This window comes from Pseudomonas sp. HB05, from assembly GCF_016756915.1.
Taxonomy (GTDB): Bacteria; Pseudomonadota; Gammaproteobacteria; order Pseudomonadales; family Pseudomonadaceae; genus Aquipseudomonas; species Aquipseudomonas alvandae.
On record NZ_JAESPG010000018.1, the window covers coordinates 82,088 to 102,598 of the forward strand.

Here is a 20,511-nt window from a genome sequence, read left to right on the forward strand (position 1 = left end):
GAAAGGTACTTCTAGATGAATGCGATTTCTCGCCTCGCTACTGTCATTTCTCTTGCTTCCTTGCTTCCCGTCGCAGCATTCCCTGTCAGCGCCCTGGCCGCCGAATCGAAAGGTTCCGTGGAAGTCGTCCACTGGTGGACGTCGGGTGGTGAAAAAGCCGCGGTCGATGTGCTCAAGGCCCAGGTGGAAAAAGACGGCTTTACCTGGAAGGACGGCGCCGTCGCCGGCGGTGGCGGTTCCACTGCCATGACCGTGCTCAAGAGCCGTGCCGTGGCTGGCAACCCACCGGGCGTCGCCCAGATCAAGGGCCCGGACATCCAGGAATGGGCAACCACTGGCCTGCTCGACACCGACGTCCTCAAGGACGTTTCCAAGGCGGAAAAGTGGGACAGCCTGCTCGACAAGAAAGTCTCCGACACCGTGAAGTACGAAGGTGACTACGTCGCTGTGCCGGTGAATATCCACCGCGTCAACTGGTTGTGGATCAACCCGGAAGTCTTCAAGAAAGCCGGCATCACCAAGAACCCGACCACCCTCGAAGAATTCTACGCCGCCGGTGACAAGCTCAAGGCCGCAGGCTTCATTCCCCTGGCCCACGGCGGCCAGCCGTGGCAGGACAGCACCGTGTTCGAAGCGGTGGTGCTCTCGGTCATGGGCGCTGATGGCTACAAGAAAGCCCTGGTCGACCTGGACAACACGGCGCTGACCGGTCCGGAAATGGTCAAGGCATTGACCGAGCTGAAGAAAGTCGCGACCTACATGGACGCCGACGGCAAGGGCCAGGACTGGAACCTGGAAGCGGCCAAGGTCATCAACGGCAAGGCCGGCATGCAGATCATGGGTGACTGGGCCAAGAGCGAGTGGACCGCGGCGAAGAAAGTCGCCGGCAAGGACTACGAGTGCGTAGCGTTCCCAGGCACTGACAAGGCCTTCACCTACAACATTGACTCCCTGGCGGTGTTCAAGCAGAAGGACGCAGGCACTTCGGCGGGGCAGCAGGATATCGCCAAGGTCGTGCTGGGTGAGAACTTCCAGAAAGTCTTCAGCATCAACAAGGGCTCGATCCCGGTGCGTAACGACATGCTGGCCGACATGGGCAAGTACGGTTTCGACTCCTGCGCCCAGACCGCTGCCAAGGACTTCCTGGCAGACGCCAAGAGCGGCGGCCTGCAGCCAAGCATGGCGCACAACATGGCGACCACATTGGCGGTACAAGGCGCGTTCTTTGACGTCGTGACCAACTACATCAACGACCCGAAAGCCGACCCGGCCGATGCCGCCAAGAAATTGGGCGCAGCGGTTCAGTCGGCCAAGTAAGGTCAGCACCGCGAGCCCTGTGGGAGCGGGCTTGCTCGCGAAGGCGTCGTGTCAGTTGATACATCCGTTGGCTGGCACACCGCTTTCGCGAGCAAGCCCGCTCCCACAAAGGGAATGCATTTGTAGTTTTTATTCTTTGGTTTGGATTTCCCCATGAGTTCTGTTGCTGTGTTCAGCAAGGCCTCGCCGTTCGATGCATTGCAGCGCTGGCTACCAAAACTGGTGCTGGCGCCGAGCATGTTCATCGTCCTGGTGGGCTTTTATGGCTACATCCTGTGGACGTTCGTCCTGTCGTTCACAACGTCGACTTTCCTGCCCACCTACAAATGGGCGGGCCTGGCGCAATACGCACGGCTGTGGGACAACGACCGCTGGTGGGTAGCCAGCAAGAACCTCGCGGTGTTCGGTGGCATGTTCATCGGCATTACCCTGGTCATCGGCGTGCTGCTGGCGGTGTTCCTCGACCAGCGTATTCGTCGCGAAGGTTTCATCCGCACCATTTACCTGTACCCGATGGCGCTCTCGATGATCGTCACCGGTACCGCCTGGAAATGGCTGCTCAACCCGGGCATGGGCCTGGATAAATTGGTGCGTGACTGGGGCTGGGAAGGCTTCCGCCTGGACTGGCTGATCGACCCTGATCGCGTGGTGTATTGCCTGGTGATCGCTGCCGTATGGCAGGCCTCGGGTTTCATCATGGCGATGTTCCTGGCCGGCCTGCGTGGCGTGGACCAGTCGATCATCCGCGCCGCGCAGATCGATGGCGCGAGCATGCCGCGCATCTACTGGAAAGTGGTACTGCCGAGCCTGCGCCCGGTGTTCTTCAGTGCCGTGATGATTCTGGCGCACATTGCGATCAAGAGCTTCGACCTGGTGGCGGCCATGACCGCCGGTGGCCCGGGTTACTCCTCCGACCTGCCTGCCATGTTCATGTACTCGTTCACCTTCAGTCGCGGCCAGATGGGCATGGGCTCGGCCAGCGCAATCCTGATGCTCGGTGCGATCCTCGCGATCATCGTGCCTTACCTGTATTCCGAGCTGAGGGCCAAGCGTCATGACTAGTCTCGCTGCGAAACCTTCCATCAGCCTGAGCCGCATCGCGATCTACGCGGTGCTGATCCTCGCGGTACTGCTTTACCTGGTGCCGTTGGTGGTCATGCTGTTGACCAGCTTCAAGACGCCGGAAGACATCAGCACCGGTAACCTGCTGAGCTGGCCGACCGTGGTCAGCGGCATCGGCTGGGTCAAGGCCTGGGCGACGGTCAACGGCTATTTCTGGAACTCGATCAAGATCACCGTGCCGGCCGTGCTGATTTCCACCGCCATCGGTGCGTTGAACGGTTATGTGCTGTCGATGTGGCGCTTCCGTGGGTCGCAGTTGTTCTTCGGCCTGCTGCTGTTCGGTTGCTTCCTGCCGTTCCAGACCGTGCTGCTGCCGGCCTCGTTCACCCTCGGCAAGATGGGCCTGGCCAGCACCACCACCGGCCTGGTGTTTGTCCACGTCGTCTACGGCCTGGCGTTCACTACGCTGTTCTTCCGCAACTACTACGTGAGCATTCCCGATGCGCTGGTGAAGGCTGCGCGCCTGGACGGTGCCGGGTTCTTTACGATCTTCCGCCGCATCATCCTGCCGATGTCGACGCCGATCATCATGGTCTGCCTGATCTGGCAGTTCACCCAGATCTGGAACGACTTCCTGTTCGGCGTGGTGTTCTCCAGCGGTGACTCCCAGCCCATCACGGTGGCGCTGAACAACCTGGTCAACACCAGCACCGGGGCCAAGGAATATAACGTGGACATGGCGGCGGCGATGATCGCCGGGCTGCCGACCCTGCTGGTCTATGTGATCGCAGGCAAGTATTTCGTGCGCGGCCTCACGGCTGGCGCGGTCAAGGGGTAATCATGGCTACGCTTGAACTTCGCAATGTAAACAAGACCTACGGTGTGGGCCTGCCCGACACCTTGAAAGACATCCAGTTGTCGATCAAGGAAGGCGAATTCCTCATCCTGGTAGGCCCTTCGGGTTGCGGCAAATCGACCCTGATGAACTGCATCGCCGGCCTCGAGACCATCACCGGCGGCGCGATCATGATCGGCGACCAGGACGTCAGCGGCATGAGCCCGAAGGATCGTGACATCGCCATGGTGTTCCAGTCCTACGCGCTGTACCCGACCATGAGCGTGCGCGAGAACATCGAGTTCGGCCTGAAGATTCGCAAGATGAAACAGTCGGACATCAACGAAGAAGTGGCGCGGGTCGCCAAGCTGTTGCAGATCGAGCACCTGCTCAACCGCAAGCCCGGCCAGCTCTCCGGCGGCCAGCAGCAGCGCGTCGCCATGGGCCGTGCCCTGGCGCGGCGGCCGAAGATCTACCTGTTCGACGAGCCGCTGTCCAACCTCGACGCCAAGCTGCGGGTCGAGATGCGCACCGAAATGAAACTGATGCACCAGCGCCTGAAGACCACCACGGTCTACGTGACCCACGACCAGATCGAAGCGATGACCCTGGGCGACAAAGTGGCGGTGATGAAGGACGGGATCATCCAGCAGTTCGGCACGCCGAAGGACATCTACAACAACCCGGCCAACCTCTTCGTGGCGAGCTTCATCGGTTCGCCGCCGATGAACTTCATCCCGCTGCGCCTGCAACGCAAGGACGGTCGCCTGCAGGCCTTGCTCGACAGCGGCCAGGCCCGTTGCGAGTTGCCGTTGGGCATGCAGGACGCCGGGCTGGAAGATCGCGAAGTGATTCTTGGCCTGCGGCCGGAGCAGATCGTGCTGGCCGGCAACGAGCCGAACGGTTTGCCGACCATTCGCGCCGAAGTCCAGGTTACCGAACCTACCGGCCCGGACACCTTGGTGTTCGTCAATCTCAACGACACCAAGGTCTGCTGCCGACTGGCGCCGGACGTGGCGCCGCAGCCGGGGGAGACCCTGACGTTGCAATTCGATCCCGCGAAAGTGTTGCTGTTCGACGCCAAGTCCGGCGAACGCCTGGGCGTGGCCGCGCAGCCGCAGGCTGGAGACCGGCCTGCCAATGTGGCGCAGTTCAAGGGCCGATGATGAACATATGTGGGAGCGAGCTTGCTCGCGATGGCGGTACATCAGTTGCGGCTGAAGTGAATGACACACCGCTATCGCGAGCACGCTCGCTTCCACAGAAAAAGGAGTATGCGGTGAGTGGGGGACCATCCATCGCAATCGTTGTAAACCGCGTTAGATAAAAACAGTTAATAACAATAAAGACGAGGATGTAGGGATGAAGAAGAAAAACAATGCCCAGCTTATCTGCCAGTTGTCAGCCGTTGCGGCGATGATGCTGGCCGGTAGCGCACACGCTGCCGACGCGTTCAGCGCCGATTCGCAGTGGATGACGGGCGACTGGGGCGGTGAACGGACCAAACTGATCGAGCAGGGTATCGACATCAAGGCCGACTACGTCGGCGAGGTGGGCGGCAACCTGCACGGTGGCTACAACAACGACAAGACCGCGCGTTACGCCGACCAGTTCGGTCTGGGCGTGGCGCTGGACCTGGAAAAGCTGTGGGGCTGGGATAACACCCAGGCCAAGATCCAGCTGACCAACCGTAACGGTCAGAACATCTCCAACGACCGTGTCGGCGACCCGCGCGCGGGTACCCTGAGTTCTTCCCAAGAAGTCTACGGCCGTGGCCACATGGTTCGTCTGACCCAATTGTGGATCAAGCACCAGTTCCTCGACGGCAAGCTGGACGTCAAGGCCGGTTACTTCGGCGAAGGCGAAGACTTCAACACCTTCCCTTGCGAATTCCAGAACCTGGCGTTCTGTGGCTCCCAGGTGGGTAACTGGGCGACCGGTATCTGGTACAACTGGCCAGTCAGCCAGGCCGCGATCCGCGTGAAGTACAACATCACGCCTGAGTTCTACGCGCAAATCGGTGCGTACAACCAGAACCCATCGCAGTTGGAGCACGGCAACGGCTTCAAGCTCAGCGGCAGCGGCACCAAAGGTACCGTCATTCCTGTCGAACTGGTCTGGTCGCCGAAGGTCAACAACCTGCCGGGCGAATACCGCGTCGGTTACTACAAGAGCACGGCTGACGCCAACGACGTCCGTGAAGACGAAGACGGCAACGATGCCGCCACCACCGGCAACGCCTACCGCAGTCACGACAGCAAGCACGGCTACTGGTTCGTGGCGCAGCAACAGCTCACCACTCACAACGGCGACGCTTCCCGGGGCCTGAACATCGCGGCCAACGCGACCTTCCACGACAAGGATACCAACGTCGTCGACAACTACCAGTCGTTGATGTTCGTGTACAAAGGGCCGTTCGACGCCCGTCCGAAGGATGACATCGGGATCGGTTTCTCCCGTATCCATGTCAACGAAGACGTGAAGAAAAACGCCGACCTGACCAACATCGCCAACGGTGTCACCGACTACAACGATCCACTGTTCGCGCCACTGCGTAGCACTGAATACAACTACGAACTCAACTATGGCGTGCACGTGACCAACTGGCTGACCGTGCGTCCGAACCTGCAATACATCACCCACCCGGGCGGTGTTGACGAGGTCGACAACGCCTTGGTGGCCGGTCTGAAAATTCAGTCGGTGTTCTAACGCTGTTGCGATAAGCTCCTCTCTATGTGCGCATATTTGCGGACGGCCAAGGCTGTCCGCTTTTTTTTGTGAAGCATTGATCGTTTGGTTGGGCGCGGAACCTGTGGCGAGGGAGCTTGCTCCCGCTGGGTTGCGAAGCGACCCCTGAGCCATTCAACTCGGTGCTTCAGCCAGACCGAATCTGCTTCCTTAACGACTGCTTCGCAGCCGAGCGGGAGCAAGCTCCCTCGCCACAAAAGCAGATGAGCAACTCAATGATTTCCAGGACCACAGCCCATGCATGAGCATCCCCTGCAACGCTTTTTCAGATCCTTGCGCGAGCGTCCGGTGTTTGCGTGGGAGCGCTATCAGCAGCGTGATGTGTTGGTCATCGATCATCCGCTGTGCCAGGCGGTTTTCAGTCGCCAGGGGGCGCAGTTGCTGCACTTCCAGCCGCGCGGCCAGAAACCCTGGTTGTGGTGCGCGGCGAAGTGGCCGCAGGTCGGTGCAATACGCGGCGGCGTTCCGGTGTGCTGGCCGTGGTATGGCCGCCATCCGAGCGAAAATGCCTGGCCGTCCCATGGCTGGGCGCGTTTGATCAATTGGAAACTGCTCGACAGCCGCAGCGATGACGACGGCGTGCATTTGCATTGGCAATTGCAATTGTGCGACTGGCAAGTGGACCTGCATGCCGACCTGGGCGAACGCATGGAGCTGCGCTTGAGCACCGAGCATCAAGACAGCTTGCCTTGCCAGTTGAGCCAGGCGTTGCACGCCTATTGGCGTATTGGCGACGTCGGTGAGGTAGCGCTGTCTGGGCTCGAAGGTGCACAGGGTTATGACCAATTGAACCGCGAGGTTTGCCGGCAGCAAGGCGAGTTGCGGGTGGACGGTGGCTGCCAGCGGGTGTTCCAGCACGAAGGGGAATTGCAGCTCAAGGATCACGCCTGGCAGCGCGAACTGTGCATCGACACCGGTGACAGTGCCGACACCGTGGTCTGGCATCCGGGCGCCCGGCCGTTGCTGGGGGTGAGTTGGGATGAGGTCAACGAATTCGTCTGCGTCGAAGCGGCCAGCGGCGGCACCGACAGTGTGTGCCTGGCGCCGGGGGAGCGGGCGCATTTGAGTTTGCAGGCGCGGGCGGGGGCTTAGTCCAGAATCTTTGGCGTGGCAGCTGCCATCATCGTCGGATCGCCGCCCGGAGCAAGCTCGCTCCCACACTGGTTCTATGGCGTTCACGAAACCTTGTGGGAGCGAGCCTGCTCGCGAAGACGGATCGTCAGGCGCCGAAGATTCTGAATGGCATCAGTTGAACTCATCCCCAACCGGATACCGGCTGGCATTCAGGCTTTCCTTGATCTTGCGCAGGTGCGGCTGGAAGTCCACGCCTCGGCGCAAGGTCATGCCGGTGGCGAGCACGTCCAGCACGGTGAGCTGGATGATCCGCGACGTCATCGGCATGTAGATGTCCGTGTCTTCTGGCAGCGGAATGTTCAGGCTCAAGGTGCTGGCCTTGGCGAGCGGCGAGCCTTCGGCGGTCAGGCCGAGCACCGATGCGCCGTTCTCCCGGGCGATGCGCGCCACTTCCACCAATTCGCGGGTACGCCCGGTGTAGGAAATGATCACGAACAACTCACCGGTATGGGCCACCGAGGCGATCATGCGTTGCATCAGCACGTCGGCGTGGGCGGTCACCGCCAGGTTGAAGCGGAAAAATTTATGCTGGGCATCCAGGGCCACGGGGGCCGAGGCGCCGAGGCCGAAGAAGTGGATCTGCCGGGCCTGGATCAGCAAATCCACGGCGCGACTGATCAAATTTGGATCAAGGGCCTGGCAGGCACTGTCCAATGACGCAATGGCACTGCCAAAGATTTTCTGCGTGTAGGCTTCCGGGTTGTCGTCGGCCTCTACCGCGCGGCTCACATAGGCCGCGCCGCTGGCCAGGCTTTGGGCCAGTTGCAGCTTGAGCTCCGGGTAGCCGCTGACACCGAACGAGCGGCAGAAGCGGTTGACGGTCGGTTCGCTGACCGACGCGGCCTGGGCGAGGGCGGCGATGCTGAAACGGGTTGCCTGCTGTGGGTTGAGCAGGATCACTTCGGCCACCTTGCGTTCGGCCTTGTTCAGGTCTTCCAGGCGACTCTGGATCTGCTCCAGTAGATTTCGCACGCGGTCCATACAAGATTCCTAGAGAGGCGGGTCTTTGATACGACCCTTTGCGGTGGCCTATCCTACTGATGGCTCCGACGGACCACCACTCGGAATCGGTATTTTCGAAAAATGTTGTGGTTATTACTACATTTTTCCTTGAGTGATACCTTGAAAAAAGGTATTTGTAGCTTAACTTGATAAAAGAACAAACATCATGCATTCGATTACGGTTGAACCGTGCACCTTTGCCTTGTTCGGCGCGTTGGGCGACCTGGCGTTGCGCAAGCTGTTTCCTGCCCTTTATCAGCTCGATGGCGCCGGCCTGTTGCACGAGGACACGCGGATCCTGGCGTTGGCCCGCGAACCCGGCAGCGAACAGCAGCACCTGGCGTTCATCACCACTGAGCTGCGCCGTTATGTGGGTGATAAAGACCTCGACGAAACCGTGATCGAGCGTTTCCTGGCGCGTCTGACCTACCTGCACGTGGATTTCCTCAAGGCTGAGGATTACGTCGCCCTCGCCGAGCAGGCCGGTTCGACCCAGCAACAGGTCATTGCCTATTTCGCCACGCCGGCCGCCGTCTACGGCGCGATCTGCGAAAACCTGGCGAAAGTCGGCTTGAGCGAAAACACCCGTGTCGTGCTGGAAAAACCCATCGGCTCGGACCTGGAATCCTCGCGCAAGGTCAACGATGCCGTGGCGCAGTTCTTCCCGGAAAACCGCACCTACCGTATCGACCATTACCTGGGCAAGGAGACGGTGCAGAACCTGATCGCGCTGCGCTTCGCCAACAGCCTGTTCGAAACCCAGTGGAACCAGAACTACATTTCCCACGTGGAAATCACCGTGGCCGAGAAGGTCGGTATCGAAGGCCGCTGGGGCTATTTCGACAAGGCCGGCCAGTTGCGGGACATGATCCAGAACCACTTGCTGCAACTGCTTTGCCTGATTGCCATGGACCCGCCGGCCGACCTGTCCGCCGACAGCATCCGTGACGAGAAGGTCAAGGTGCTCAAGGCCCTGGCGCCGATCAGCCCGGAAGGCCTGACCACCCAGGTGGTGCGCGGCCAATACATCGCCGGCCACAGCGAAGGCAAGGCGGTTCCGGGCTACCTGGAAGAGCCCAATTCCAATACCCAGAGCGACACCGAGACCTTTGTTGCGCTGCGCGCCGACATTCGCAACTGGCGCTGGGCCGGTGTTCCGTTCTACCTGCGCACCGGCAAGCGCATGCCGCAAAAGCTGTCGCAGATCGTGATTCACTTCAAGGAACCGTCCCACTACATCTTCGCCCCCGAGCAGCGCTTGCAGATAAGCAACAAACTGATCATCCGCCTGCAACCGGACGAAGGGATTTCCTTGCGGGTGATGACCAAGGAGCAAGGCCTGGACAAGGGCATGCAATTGCGCAGCGGTCCGCTGCAACTCAACTTCTCCGACACCTATCGCAGCGCGCGGATTCCCGATGCCTACGAGCGGTTGTTGCTGGAAGTCATGAACGGCAATCAGAACCTGTTTGTCCGTAAAGATGAAATCGAAGCCGCGTGGACGTGGTGTGACCAGTTGATCGCCGGCTGGAAGAAGTCCGGTGATGCGCCCAAGCCTTATGCCGCTGGGTCCTGGGGGCCGATGAGCTCCATTGCACTGATCACGCGGGATGGGAGGTCATGGTATGGCGATATCTGAATTGCAACTGCCCCAGGGCGTCACAGCCCTGGCATTCAAGAGCCCGGTGGCGCTGGCGGAAAAACTGGCGCTGAACGTGGCCGAGCAACTGCGCACCGCGATCGATGCCAAGGGCGCGGCGACCCTGGTGGTTTCCGGTGGTCGCAGCCCTGTAGCGTTTTTCCAGAACCTGGCCAAGCAGGCGCTGGACTGGTCGAAAGTGGTGGTGAGCCTGGCCGATGAGCGCTGGGTGCCGGTTGAACATGCCGACAGCAATGCCGGCCTGCTCAAGCGTTATCTGCTCCAAGGGGCTGCGGCGAAGGCCCAGTTCCTGAGCCTCTACAGCGCCAGCGCCAACCTGGAAACCGCCGCCGAACAGGCGGACCGCCTGCTGGCCGAGCTGCCGCCGATCGATGTGCTGGTCCTGGGCATGGGCGATGACGGGCACACCGCGTCGCTGTTTCCCGACAGTCCGAACCTGGCCGAGGCCCTGGACAAGGAGGGCGCGCGCCGTTGCTGGCCGATGCTGGCGCCAACCGTGCCGCACCAGCGCTTGACCATGAGCCGCGCCTTGCTGGCCTCGGCTCGACACAAAGTGCTGTCGATTTCCGGTCAGTCGAAATTGACCACCCTGAACGCTGCGGTGGCCGGTGACGATGTCGCCGAAATGCCGATCCGCGCGTTTCTGCAACCTACGTTAGAGATTTACTGGTGCCCATGAACCAAGGATCAGCCGCTATGACAAACCCATCCCCGACCGTTTCCATGGCGGACAAAGTTGCCCTGATCGACAGCCTCTGCGCCAAGGCGCGGATCCTGCCGGTGATCACCATTGCCCGTGAACAGGACATCCTGCCACTGGCCGATGCCCTGGCGGCGGGTGGTCTGACGGCGTTGGAAGTGACCTTGCGCTCGCAGTTCGGCCTCAAGGCCATCCAGGTGCTGCGCGAACAGCGTCCGGAGCTGGTGACCGGCGCCGGCACGGTGCTTGATCGCCACATGCTGGCCGCCGCCGAGGCAGCCGGTTCGCAGTTCATCGTTACCCCAGGCATCACTCGCGATCTGCTGGAGGCTAGCGTCCAGAGCCCGATCCCGTTGCTGCCGGGGATCAGCAATGCCTCGGGCATCATGGAAGGTTATGGCCTGGGCTATCGCCGCTTCAAGTTGTTCCCGGCGGAAGTCAGCGGTGGCGTGGCGGCGATCAAGGCCTTGGGCGGACCGTTCGGCGAAGTGAAATTCTGCCCGACCGGCGGCGTCAGCCCGGCGAATATCAAGAGCTACATGGCGTTGAAAAACGTGATGTGCGTGGGCGGCAGCTGGATGCTCGATCCGGAGTGGATCAAGAACGGCGACTGGGCCCGTATCCAGGAATGCACCGCCGAGGCACTGGCGCTGCTGGACTGATTGTCTTACCGAACTTCGTTGTGTGTTCTACGGCTTTACGGTGCGCTTGGTCGGCGCGCCGTTTTTTTTTGCCCATTATTTCGCTGCAGATCCCCGTGGCGAGGGAGCAAGCTCCCTCGCCACGGGTTATGTACTGCTCAGGTTAATCAGCGCCGCAGTGAGTCGCTCGATATCCCGCGCCAACGTAATCAATCCCGGCGTGATGCGAATACACGGTCCAACGCTGGTTTCGCGCACCACGGTGAAAATCCCATGGTCCTTGAGCAGTCGGGCGGCCATCGCCTGCTGGTCCGGCTGTGCGGTGAATCGCATGGACGTGATACCGCAATACAGCCGCCGGTCGTCCGGGGTCATGACTTCAATACCCGGTACGTCACGAACGGCGCTCACCCACATGTCGCGCAGGTAACAGAGCCGCGCGCCTTTGGCTGACGCACCGCCCAGGGCACGGTGCTCTTCGAACACCAGGGGCAGCGTCAGCAACGCGGGGATATTGGGCGTGCTGTGGGGCGTGCGTGAGCGTATGTCGGTGGCAGGGTAGTTGGCTTCGTCCATGTCCGGGTCGATGTCGGCCAGCCGTTGTGGCGCGATGTAGAGAAAGCCCAGGGCCAAGGGGCCGCCAATCCATTTTTGCAGATTGAACCCGGCGAACGGGATGCCGAGTTTCTTCAGGTCGAAATCGATCTGCCCCAAGGCGTGGGCACCGTCGAGAATGATGTCGACCTCGAATTCCCGCGCCGCCTCGGCAATCGCCTGGACCGGCATCACCAGGCCGGTCAGGTGATTGACGTAGGTCAGCGCCATCACCTTCAGGCGCGGGTAGCGAATGAAGGCTTCTCGATAGGTGCTCACCAAGTTGTCGAAACTGGCGGGGTAGGGAAGGACCAGCTCAACGACTTCCGCGCCGCGCTGGCGAGCCAGCCAGCGCATCGCGCTCTTGACCGAGGTGTATTCGACGTCGCTGATCAGCACCTTGTCGCCGGGCTTGAGCCCGTTGTAGTTGCGAATGAGCGTCTGCAGGGCATCCACCGCGCTGTTAGCCAGTGCCACGGTGGACGCGGGGGCACGGATCAGTTGCGCCACCTGGCGGCGAATGGCTTCGCCGTGTTCCCGGTCGAAGTGCTGGCGCACGTACACCGAGTTGCTGCGGTTGATGAGTTCGATGTTGCGCTGGTATTCCTCGACCACGGTGCGCGACATTCGGCCGAAGTAGCCGTTTTCAAGATTGAGCAAGCCATCGGCGTCGACATCGTAGCGACCGATAAAGGTTTCCCAGAAGGTTTCGTCGTGGGCGCGCAGGGTGTTCTCGGGCATGGCGGGGCTCAATCAATCAGCGGCAGTGGTCAATGGCGAGGCTTGGGCAAGCCATGTTTAGCCCGCAACGGGTCCAGCAGGTCCGACAAGCCGTTGTGGTCGATTTCCTGCATCAAGGCCAGCAAGCCGCCCAGTTCGCCCTTGGGAAAACCCTCCCGTGCGAACCAGTTCAAGTACTGACCCGGCAAGTCGGCGAGGATTCGGCCCTTGTATTTGCCGAAGGGCATCTGGCGCGTCACCAGCAGCTCAAGTTTTTCCGGATTCATTGCGATTTGTCTTGATAGGAACCATCGGCAAAATACAGGCATTCTGCATGCAGGCCAAATGACAGATCATGCAAATAACGCGGATACAGATTCGTCATTATTTTTTAATTTATTGATTTTTAAGGATTTATTTCGTTGATAAGGGCTGGCATGGCCGATGCAATATTCCTTGCAGGTTTTTATTCACCAAGCAAAGGAACTGAAAAATGACTGACATCAACAAAGAATCCATCTCCGTCTTGAACGACCTGATCGAGACCAGCAAGGATGGCCAGGAAGGATTCAAGACCTGCGCTGAAGACATCAAGCATCCTGAGCTCAAGGCGCTTTTCGTCAAGCGCTCCGCCGATTGCGCAACCGCTGCGGCCGAACTGCAGGCAGCGGTCCGTTCCCTGGGTGGCGATCCCGAAACTTCCACCAGCGTCTCCGGTGACTTGCACCGCCGTTGGGTCGACGTGAAGTCGATGTTCACCGGCAAGGACGAAGAAGCGGTGCTCAACGAAGCCGAGCGCGGCGAAGACCATGCGCTGAAGGCTTACAAGGAAGCCATCGAGAAAATCAACAAGCACAACCTGGTAGGCATTCGTGATCTCGTCGAGCGCCAGTACCACGGCGTGCAACGCAACCACGATCAGGTCAAGGCGCTGCGTAACCAGGCGCGTGCCAGCTGATACGCATCTTTGATGCCCAAAAAAACGCCAGCTTGCCTGGCGTTTTTTTTGTGTGGAGCGACTCAGGCTGACGGGGAACACTCTTGTGGCGAGGGAGCCTTCACATGAAGGGTCGACAAACAACTCTGGACTCGAATAGATAGCTAGCTAATAATTGCGCCACCTTCCCAGCGATCTATCGTTACAACATCCCTAGAAGAGTTTCTCGCGTGCCCATTACCCTCCAGGCCTTGTTCGCCCCTGATCGCCTCGCTGTGCAGTTCGCCATCAAGACCGTGCTCGGTGGCGGCCTGGCGCTATGGCTGGCGTTGCGCTGGGGCCTGGAGCAGCCGTCCTGGGCGCTGATGACCGCATTCATCGTCGCCCAGCCGTTGTCCGGGATGGTGGTGCAGAAGGGCTTGGCGCGTTTGCTCGGCACCCTGGTGGGAACCATCATGTCGGTGGTGTTCATGGGCCTGTTCGCCCAGACGCCATGGTTGTTCCTGCTGGCGCTGGCGCTGTGGCTGGGCGTGTGCACGGCCTGTTCGACGCTGTTGCGCAGCGCCTGGTCCTATTCGTTCGTGCTGGCGGGCTACACGGTGGCGATTATCGCTTTGCCGGCCATTTCCCATCCGCTTGCGGTGTTTGATCAAGCCGTTGCGCGTTGCACCGAAATCAGCCTGGGCATCGCCTGTGCCACGGCGGCCAGTGCGCTGCTCTGGCCCCTGCGGGTCGAGCGACAACTGGCGGACCAGGCCCGTGCGGCCTGGCTGAGCGGCATGCAGGCGGCCCGCGCCACGTTGGCGGGTGATGCCCAGGCGCGCAAGGGTTTGCTCGAAATCCTCGGCAAGATCGTCGCGGTGGACGCCCAACGCGAACACGCCTGGTTCGAAGGCAGCCTGGGTCGCCAGCGCGCCCGGGCCATCAGTGGCTTGAGCCAGAAATTGTTGATGCTGTTGCGTATTTCCCGTTCGGTGCGCAGGCAGTGGAAACAGCTCGAACCGCAGGAAGCCGAAGCGCTCCAGCCTTGGATGGACGAGGTACAGCAAGCCCTGGAGGCGGACAGCTCGGCATTGCAGGCGTTACGACCGCGGGTCTGGGACGCCTCTCACGACCCGCTAATCAGCTCCGCGCAAAGTTATTGCCTGGCTCGTTTCGCCTTGCTGCTCGATACCGCCCTGGCCGCCTGCGCTGCGCTGGCGGCGGTGCAGGAGGGCAGGGCGACGGTAGACCCGCCGCGAACCTTGGCGCCGCACCGCGATTTGTCCCTGGCCATGGCCTTTGGTGCGCGCAGTGCCCTCGCATTCCTGGCAGTGTCGTGTTTCTGGCTGGCAACCGCCTGGCCTGCCGCGTCCGGTGCCCTGGTGCTCACTTGCGTGGTGTGCAGCCTGTTCGCCAGCCGCGAAAACGGCGCGCAGATCGGCATGAGTTTCTTGCGGGGCATTCTGCTGGCGGTGCCGACAGCGTTCGTGATTGGCGAAATCCTGCTGCCGCAATGGAACAGTTTCGCGATGCTCTGCATGGCCATGGGCGTGCCGCTGTTCCTCGGGGCGCTGGGGATGGCCAAGCCGCCGATATTTGCTACGGCCACTTCGTTCTGCCTGCATTTCGTGGTGTTGGTGTCACCGCTCAATGCGATGAAGTACGACGTCGCGGCTTTTTTCAACAATGCCCAGGCGATGATGATTGGCGTCGGCGCGGCGGTCTTGGCTTTCAAGCTCCTGATTCTGCGTAACCCGGCCTGGCACAGTCGTCGGCTGCTGGCCGCGACCCTGGATGACCTGGTGCGCCTGACCCATCGCAACCTGGGCGGCGCCGAAAGCTGGTTTGGCGGGCGCATGGCCGACCGGTTGCTGCAACTGGCCCGGCACTATCCCGAACTGCCGGTGCCGGCGCGCAGTCGTTGGGACGACGGTTTGCTGGGCCTGGACATCGGCGATGAGCTACTGCACCTGCGATTGAGCCTGGCCGTCGCCCAAATCCCCGAAAGCCCAGCCCAGCGCCGCTATTTCGAAACGCTGGAACAGGTTTTGGAACACGGTCCGGCCGGCGACCAGGCCGAGGCGTTGGTCTGGGTGAGCGACGACTATCTGCAGGTGTTGGCACAGCACCCTTCCAGCGATGCGTTGAAACTGGCCCAGGGCGCCGTCGTGCAACTGCAGAGCAGCTGGCGCGCCTGGTGTCGCCAGCACGAATCCGAACGAGGGGAACTTAGCCATGGGCTTGCGTGAATGGTCGATTGGCGGGGTGTTGCTCAGCCCGTTCCTGATTTACGTGGTGCTGGCCTTGCTGGCGACCGGTGCGCTGCGCCTGTTGCTCGGCCTGCTGCCGGCCGGGCGCTGGATCTGGCACGAAGCCTTGTTCGACTGTGCCCTGTATGTCTGTGTCCTGACTGTCATTACCCTGGTCCTCGGACCGTTATGAGGAGTTGAACATGCGTACCTCCGTACGTGTCGCCGTCACGTTGTGCGTGGTGGCCGTGGCGATCTTCGCCGGGTTTCATTTGTGGCAGTACTACATGCTCACGCCCTGGACCCGTGATGCGCGAATCCGCGCCGACGTGGTGGTGATCGCCCCCGACGTCTCGGGCTGGGTGCGCGAGCTCAAGGCTGTGGATAACCAGCAGGTCAAGGCCGGCGATTTATTGCTGAGTATCGATCGCGAGCGTTTCGAGGCCGCCGTGGAGAAAGCCCGGGCAGTGGTCCAGACCCGTCAGCAACAGTTGAGCCTGCGTGAGCACGAAGCCAGTCGCCGGGCCGCCCTGGGGCCCCAGGCCATCAGTGCCGAGTTGCGCGAGAACGCCCAGATCAACGCCGGTATCGCCCGTGGTGAACTGCGCGAGGCCCAGGCCGAAGCGAAGGTCGCCGAGCTGAACCTGGCCCGCAGCCAGGTCCTGGCTCCGCGTAGCGGCCACATCACCAACCTGCGCCTGGCCGAAGGCAACTACGTGAATGCCGGGCAACCGGTCATGGCGCTGATCGATGACTCGACGTTTTATGTGCAGGCCTATTTCGAAGAAACCAAACTGCCGAGGATTCGCGTGGGCGATCCGGTCAAGGTCTGGTTGATGAGCGCCGGGCATGCGCTGGAAGGCCATGTGGAAAGCATCAGCCGCGGCATCACCGACCGCAACACCAACCCTGACGCGCAGTTGCTGGCGGAAGTCGAGCCGACCTTCAACTGGGTGCGCCTGGCCCAGCGCATTCCGGTGCGGATCAAGCTCGACAAGGTGCCGGAAGGGGTGACGTTGAGCGCGGGGATGACCGCGAGTGTGCAGGTGCGGGACGAACAGCAATAAGCGCTGCGCTGCGCACCCTGTGGCGAGGGAGCTTGCTCCCGCTCGGCTGCGAAGCAGTCGCAAAACGAACGTCGCGTTAATCAGGTTTAGTGCGGCCGCCTTTTCCAGGGGGCGCTTCGCACCCCAGCGGGAGCAAGCTCCCTCGCCACGGGAGCGTCATGTGGCATCAGCCTACGGTAATCGCCGGCAATTCCGGCAACGTCACAGTCTGCTGCTTGCGCGGCGCGAGGATTTCGGCTTCGCCGTCCACCACCAGTTCATCGCGCTGGTTGAACACGCGGGTGGCGATGCGCACGCGGAACTTCGGCAGCTTTTCCAGGATTTCCAGGCGGACGGTCAGGGTGTCGCCGATTTTCACGGGTTTCTGGAAGCTCATCTGCTGGCCGATGTAGATGGTGCCGGGCCCAGGCAGTTCACACGCCACCGCCGCGCTGATCAGCGCACCGCTGAACATGCCGTGGGCGATGCGTTCCTTGAACATGCTGGCGGCGGCGAATTCGGCGTCCAGGTGCACCGGGTTGTGATCGCCCGACATCGCGGCGAACAGCTGGATGTCGCGCTCCTCGACGGTCTTGCTGTAGCTGGCGGTCTGGCCGACTTCGAGGGCTTCGTAAGGGATGTTGGTGACCTGGGTCATGTCTGGTTCCTGTAACGGTAAAAAGGAAAAACGCTGTCGTTCTATTCGCTGCGAGGTGGCCGCTTGTGGCTCAGGGCCTGGGCGATCCAGGCAAGCACATCGGCAGTCACTTCATCGCGGTTGGTTTCATTGAACAATTCGTGCCGGGCCTGCGGGTAGATCTTCAGTTGCAGATGCTGATTGCCGGCGCTGCTCAAGGCATCGGCCAGATCCTTCAGACGCTTGCCTTCACTCACCGGATCACATTCGCCGCCAATCACCAGCAGCGGCAGGCCCGGATCGATCTGCGCGAGATTGGACGCTTTGCTGATCTGCTGCAACCCGCCGAGCAGATCCACCCAGAGCTGATTGCTGCAACGAAAGCCGCACAGCGGGTCGTGGACGTACTTGTCCACTTCGGCGGGGTCACGGCTGAGCCAGTCGAAGGGCGTGCGCGTCGGTTTGAATCTTTTATTGAAACTGCCAAAAGACAGCCATTCGATCAGGGCGCTGCGCCCGGTGGCTCCCTGGCGCCGTCGCTCGAAGCGGGCGATCAGGCGCGCCGCGCGATAAAGCGCCACGGGTTGGAAATTCGAACCGCTGAGGAGGGCGCCATGCAGGCTGGCGCTGTGGTGCAACAGATAGCCCTGGGCGATATAGCTGCCCATGCTGTGGCCCAGCAGCAGGATTGGTGTTTCTGGATGTTGCTGGCCGATGTGGTGGTTCAGGCTCGCCAGGTCGCCGACCACCTTGGCCCAGCCGTCCTCGTCCGCAAAGTGACCGAGTGCCGCTGCTTCGCCAGTCTTGCCATGCCCGCGCAGGTCCGGCGCGTAGACGCCATAGCCTTCATCGCACAACGCTTGGGCCAGGCGCCCATAGCGGCCGCTGTGTTCGGCCATGCCGTGGGCCAGCATGATCACCGCCAGCGGGGCGGCTTCGGGCAACCACTGATTGACGAACAGGCGGCTGTGGTCAGTCGCGGTCAGCCAGAACGTTTGGTGGATCATGGCGTTTCCTTTGCACGAAGTCAGACGCAGCGTCGCTGCATTGTATAGCGCATCCGTTGCGTCTCGCCTGATCAGGCGAGGGCGATCCACGAAGATTCACACAATCTATGACGCAAGTTGCCATATTTGCCTGAATGGCCATAGCTGCTAGTGTCCGAAGAGCTCCGTCTCCATGTGCGATACAGAGGCGGCCCGGATAGGTTCAGGTAAAGAGGATAAAAACAATGCAGCCTGATTTCTGGAATGACAAACGCCCAGCCGGCGTGCCCTTGGATATCGAGCAGGGTGCCTACAAGTCGGTTATCGAGGTGTTCGAGCGTTCCTGCAAGAAATTTGCCGATCGTCCGGCGTTCAGCAACATGGGGGTAACGCTCACCTACGCCGAGCTCGAACGCTACAGCGCGGCCTTCGCCGGTTACCTGCAAGCCCATACCGACCTGGCGCCGGGCGATCGCATCGCGGTGCAGATGCCCAATGTCCTGCAATACCCGATCGCTGTCTTCGGTGCCCTGCGCGCCGGACTTATCGTGGTCAATACCAACCCGCTGTACACCCCGCGGGAAATGCGCCATCAGTTCAAGGACTCCGGTGCCCGGGCGCTGGTGTACATGAACCTGTTCGGGCAGAAGGTCCAGGAAGTGCTGCCGGACACCGACCTGCAATACCTGATCGAAGCGAAGATGGGCGACCTGATGCCCACCGCCAAGGGCTGGCTGGTGAATACCGTGGTGAACAAGGTCAAGAAAATGGTCCCGGCCTATTCGCTGCCACAGGCCATTTCCTTCAAGAGCGCCTTGCGCCTGGGACGCGGCCAGGGCATCAAGCCGTTGAACGTCAGCCTCGACGACATCGCCGTGCTGCAATACACCGGTGGCACCACCGGCTTGGCGAAGGGCGCGATGCTGACCCACGGCAACCTGGTGGCCAACATGCAACAGGCCCGCGCTTGCCTGGGGCAGATCGGCGACGACGGCCAGCCACTGTTGCGCGAAGGTCAGGAGGTCATGATCGCGCCGCTGCCGCTGTACCACATCTATGCTTTCACGGCGAACTGCATGTGCATGATGGTCACCGGCAATCACAACGTGCTGATCACCAATCCGAGGGACATCGGCGGTTTTATCAAGGAGCTGAAGAACTGGCGGTTTTCGCTGCTGCTGGGGCTCAACACGTTGTTTGTGGCGCTGATGGACCACCCGGATTTCAAGACGCTGGATTTCTCCAGCCTCAAGGTCACCAACTCGGGCGGCACCGCGTTGGTCAAGGCCACCGCCGAACGCTGGAAACAGCTCACCGGTTGCGGCATTACCGAGGGCTACGGCCTGACCGAAACTTCGCCGGTGGCCAGCGCCAACCCTTATGGCGGCAAGTCGCGCCTGGGGACGGTAGGGCTGCCGGTGCCGGGTACGCTGATGAAGGTCATCAACGACGACGGCGTCGAGATGCCCCTCGGTGAACGCGGCGAGCTGTGCATCAAGGGGCCGCAGATCATGAAAGGCTATTGGAACAAGCCCGAAGCGACTGCCGAAGTGCTGGACAGCGAGGGCTGGTTCAAGTCCGGTGATATCGCAGTGATCGACCCCGACGGGTTCGTGCGGATCGTCGACCGCAAGAAGGACATGATCATTGTCTCGGGTTTCAACGTGTACCCGAACGAAATCGAGGATGTGGTGATGGCCCATCCGAAAGTCGCCAGTTGCGCGGTGATCGGCGTGCCGGACGAGCGCTCGGGGGAGGCGGTGAAGCTGTTCGTGGTCGCCCGTGAGGCCGGGGTCAGCCTCGAAGAACTCAAGGCGTACTGCAAGGAAAACTTCACCGGCTACAAGGTGCCCAAGCACATCGTGTTGCGTGAGTCGCTGCCGATGACGCCGGTGGGCAAGATCCTGCGTCGGGAGTTGCGCGATATCGCCTGACGCTCGAGAGTGAAAGTGGAACCCTGTGGGAGCGCGCTTGCTCGCGATAGCGGTCTGTCAGTAACAGAAATGTTGGCTGACCCACCGCTATCGCGAGCAAGCTCGCTCCCACAGGTTCTTATGTATTCGGGTCAATTAGGCAAGGCTTAGGTTTTTTACTCTAAAAATGACCATTGCATATTCTTGAGTCATGTTTATGACTGTAGGGGCCACTTTTGGCTCTAGGCGACCCTTGGCAAAGCTGCTACTCTCGGCGCGCTTTTGTGACTTCTCGGCCTTTATCCAAGCCAGATTCACCCAATAAACAAACACCAATAATAATCGCAT

19 protein-coding genes are annotated in these 20,511 nt (G+C 61.0%); 14 read left to right on the forward strand and 5 right to left on the reverse strand.

The genetic code is table 11. The annotated features are described in order from the left end of the window. Positions 1 to 15: 15 nt before the first annotated feature. From JMN22_RS16905 to JMN22_RS16930, 6 genes are all read left to right on the forward strand, one after another. Positions 16 to 1,317 (forward strand): ABC transporter substrate-binding protein, encoded by a 1,302-nt coding sequence (locus tag JMN22_RS16905; protein WP_198797689.1) that lies wholly within the window; start codon positions 16 to 18, stop codon positions 1,315 to 1,317. 153 nt (positions 1,318 to 1,470) lie between these two features. Continuing rightward, positions 1,471 to 2,379 (forward strand): carbohydrate ABC transporter permease, encoded by a 909-nt coding sequence (locus tag JMN22_RS16910; RefSeq protein ID WP_198797690.1) that lies wholly within the window; start codon positions 1,471 to 1,473, stop codon positions 2,377 to 2,379. Next, complete coding sequence (locus JMN22_RS16915; RefSeq protein WP_030139359.1) at positions 2,372 to 3,217, forward strand: carbohydrate ABC transporter permease; 846 nt, start codon at positions 2,372 to 2,374, stop codon at positions 3,215 to 3,217. The genes JMN22_RS16910 and JMN22_RS16915 overlap by 8 nt, the downstream gene beginning before the upstream one ends. Before the next feature lie 2 nt (positions 3,218 to 3,219). After that, on the forward strand, positions 3,220 to 4,380 hold the full coding sequence (locus JMN22_RS16920; protein ID WP_198797691.1) for an ABC transporter ATP-binding protein: 1,161 nt from the start codon (positions 3,220 to 3,222) through the stop codon (positions 4,378 to 4,380). 196 nt (positions 4,381 to 4,576) lie between these two features. Further along, positions 4,577 to 5,923 (forward strand): carbohydrate porin, encoded by a 1,347-nt coding sequence (locus JMN22_RS16925; RefSeq protein ID WP_198797692.1) that lies wholly within the window; start codon positions 4,577 to 4,579, stop codon positions 5,921 to 5,923. 276 nt (positions 5,924 to 6,199) lie between these two features. Then, complete coding sequence (locus JMN22_RS16930; RefSeq protein WP_030139356.1) at positions 6,200 to 7,054, forward strand: D-hexose-6-phosphate mutarotase; 855 nt, start codon at positions 6,200 to 6,202, stop codon at positions 7,052 to 7,054. Positions 7,055 to 7,207: 153 nt separating this feature from the next. Here JMN22_RS16930 and JMN22_RS16935 read toward each other — a convergent pair whose 3' ends face one another. Further along, positions 7,208 to 8,068, reverse strand: coding sequence for a MurR/RpiR family transcriptional regulator (locus tag JMN22_RS16935; protein ID WP_181289374.1), 861 nt, complete (start codon positions 8,066 to 8,068; stop codon positions 7,208 to 7,210). 196 nt (positions 8,069 to 8,264) lie between these two features. On the opposite strand from JMN22_RS16935, the gene zwf reads away from it, so the two are divergent. From zwf to JMN22_RS16950, 3 genes are read left to right on the forward strand one after another with little or no spacing between them, the layout of a single operon-like run. Next, positions 8,265 to 9,737, forward strand: coding sequence for a glucose-6-phosphate dehydrogenase (zwf, locus tag JMN22_RS16940; RefSeq protein WP_030139354.1), 1,473 nt, complete (start codon positions 8,265 to 8,267; stop codon positions 9,735 to 9,737). Further along, positions 9,724 to 10,437 (forward strand): 6-phosphogluconolactonase, encoded by a 714-nt coding sequence (gene pgl, locus JMN22_RS16945; RefSeq protein WP_198797693.1) that lies wholly within the window; start codon positions 9,724 to 9,726, stop codon positions 10,435 to 10,437. Before zwf ends, pgl begins: the two co-directional genes overlap by 14 nt. Before the next feature lie 17 nt (positions 10,438 to 10,454). After that, positions 10,455 to 11,120 (forward strand): bifunctional 4-hydroxy-2-oxoglutarate aldolase/2-dehydro-3-deoxy-phosphogluconate aldolase, encoded by a 666-nt coding sequence (locus JMN22_RS16950; protein WP_030139352.1) that lies wholly within the window; start codon positions 10,455 to 10,457, stop codon positions 11,118 to 11,120. A gap of 126 nt (positions 11,121 to 11,246) precedes the next feature. Here JMN22_RS16950 and JMN22_RS16955 read toward each other — a convergent pair whose 3' ends face one another. Continuing rightward, positions 11,247 to 12,434: an aminotransferase class V-fold PLP-dependent enzyme gene (locus tag JMN22_RS16955; protein WP_030139351.1), complete on the reverse strand. Its 1,188-nt coding sequence runs from the start codon at positions 12,432 to 12,434 to the stop codon at positions 11,247 to 11,249. Between the two features lie 29 nt (positions 12,435 to 12,463). Beyond that, positions 12,464 to 12,700: a DUF3820 family protein gene (locus tag JMN22_RS16960; RefSeq protein WP_053119117.1), complete on the reverse strand. Its 237-nt coding sequence runs from the start codon at positions 12,698 to 12,700 to the stop codon at positions 12,464 to 12,466. A 206-nt stretch (positions 12,701 to 12,906) separates the two neighbouring features. Between JMN22_RS16960 and JMN22_RS16965 the strand changes: the two genes are divergently transcribed. The 4 genes from JMN22_RS16965 to JMN22_RS16980 all read left to right on the forward strand — a co-directional run bounded on the left by JMN22_RS16965 (position 12,907) and on the right by JMN22_RS16980 (position 16,648). Beyond that, a complete protein-coding gene (locus JMN22_RS16965; protein WP_030139349.1) occupies positions 12,907 to 13,371 on the forward strand; it encodes a PA2169 family four-helix-bundle protein in 465 nt (154 codons plus the stop codon). Positions 13,372 to 13,580: 209 nt separating this feature from the next. Next, on the forward strand, positions 13,581 to 15,581 hold the full coding sequence (locus JMN22_RS16970; protein WP_198797694.1) for an FUSC family protein: 2,001 nt from the start codon (positions 13,581 to 13,583) through the stop codon (positions 15,579 to 15,581). Continuing rightward, a complete protein-coding gene (locus JMN22_RS16975; protein ID WP_030139347.1) occupies positions 15,568 to 15,774 on the forward strand; it encodes a DUF1656 domain-containing protein in 207 nt (68 codons plus the stop codon). Before JMN22_RS16970 ends, JMN22_RS16975 begins: the two co-directional genes overlap by 14 nt. Positions 15,775 to 15,784: 10 nt before the next feature. Further along, positions 15,785 to 16,648: an efflux RND transporter periplasmic adaptor subunit gene (locus JMN22_RS16980; RefSeq protein WP_030139346.1), complete on the forward strand. Its 864-nt coding sequence runs from the start codon at positions 15,785 to 15,787 to the stop codon at positions 16,646 to 16,648. A 166-nt stretch (positions 16,649 to 16,814) separates the two neighbouring features. Here the strand turns inward: JMN22_RS16980 and JMN22_RS16985 are convergent, their stop codons facing one another. Together JMN22_RS16985 and JMN22_RS16990 are read right to left on the reverse strand one after the other, a co-directional pair. Next, positions 16,815 to 17,285 carry a MaoC family dehydratase gene (locus JMN22_RS16985; RefSeq protein ID WP_030139345.1) on the reverse strand — a complete coding sequence of 157 codons (471 nt, stop codon included), beginning with the start codon at positions 17,283 to 17,285 and terminating at the stop codon, positions 16,815 to 16,817. 41 nt (positions 17,286 to 17,326) lie between these two features. Further along, complete coding sequence (locus JMN22_RS16990) at positions 17,327 to 18,271, reverse strand: alpha/beta hydrolase (RefSeq protein WP_030139344.1); 945 nt, start codon at positions 18,269 to 18,271, stop codon at positions 17,327 to 17,329. Positions 18,272 to 18,495: 224 nt separating this feature from the next. Between JMN22_RS16990 and fadD2 the strand changes: the two genes are divergently transcribed. Continuing rightward, positions 18,496 to 20,184: a long-chain-fatty-acid--CoA ligase FadD2 gene (gene fadD2, locus JMN22_RS16995; protein ID WP_030139343.1), complete on the forward strand. Its 1,689-nt coding sequence runs from the start codon at positions 18,496 to 18,498 to the stop codon at positions 20,182 to 20,184. The last annotated feature ends 327 nt before the right edge of the window (positions 20,185 to 20,511 follow it).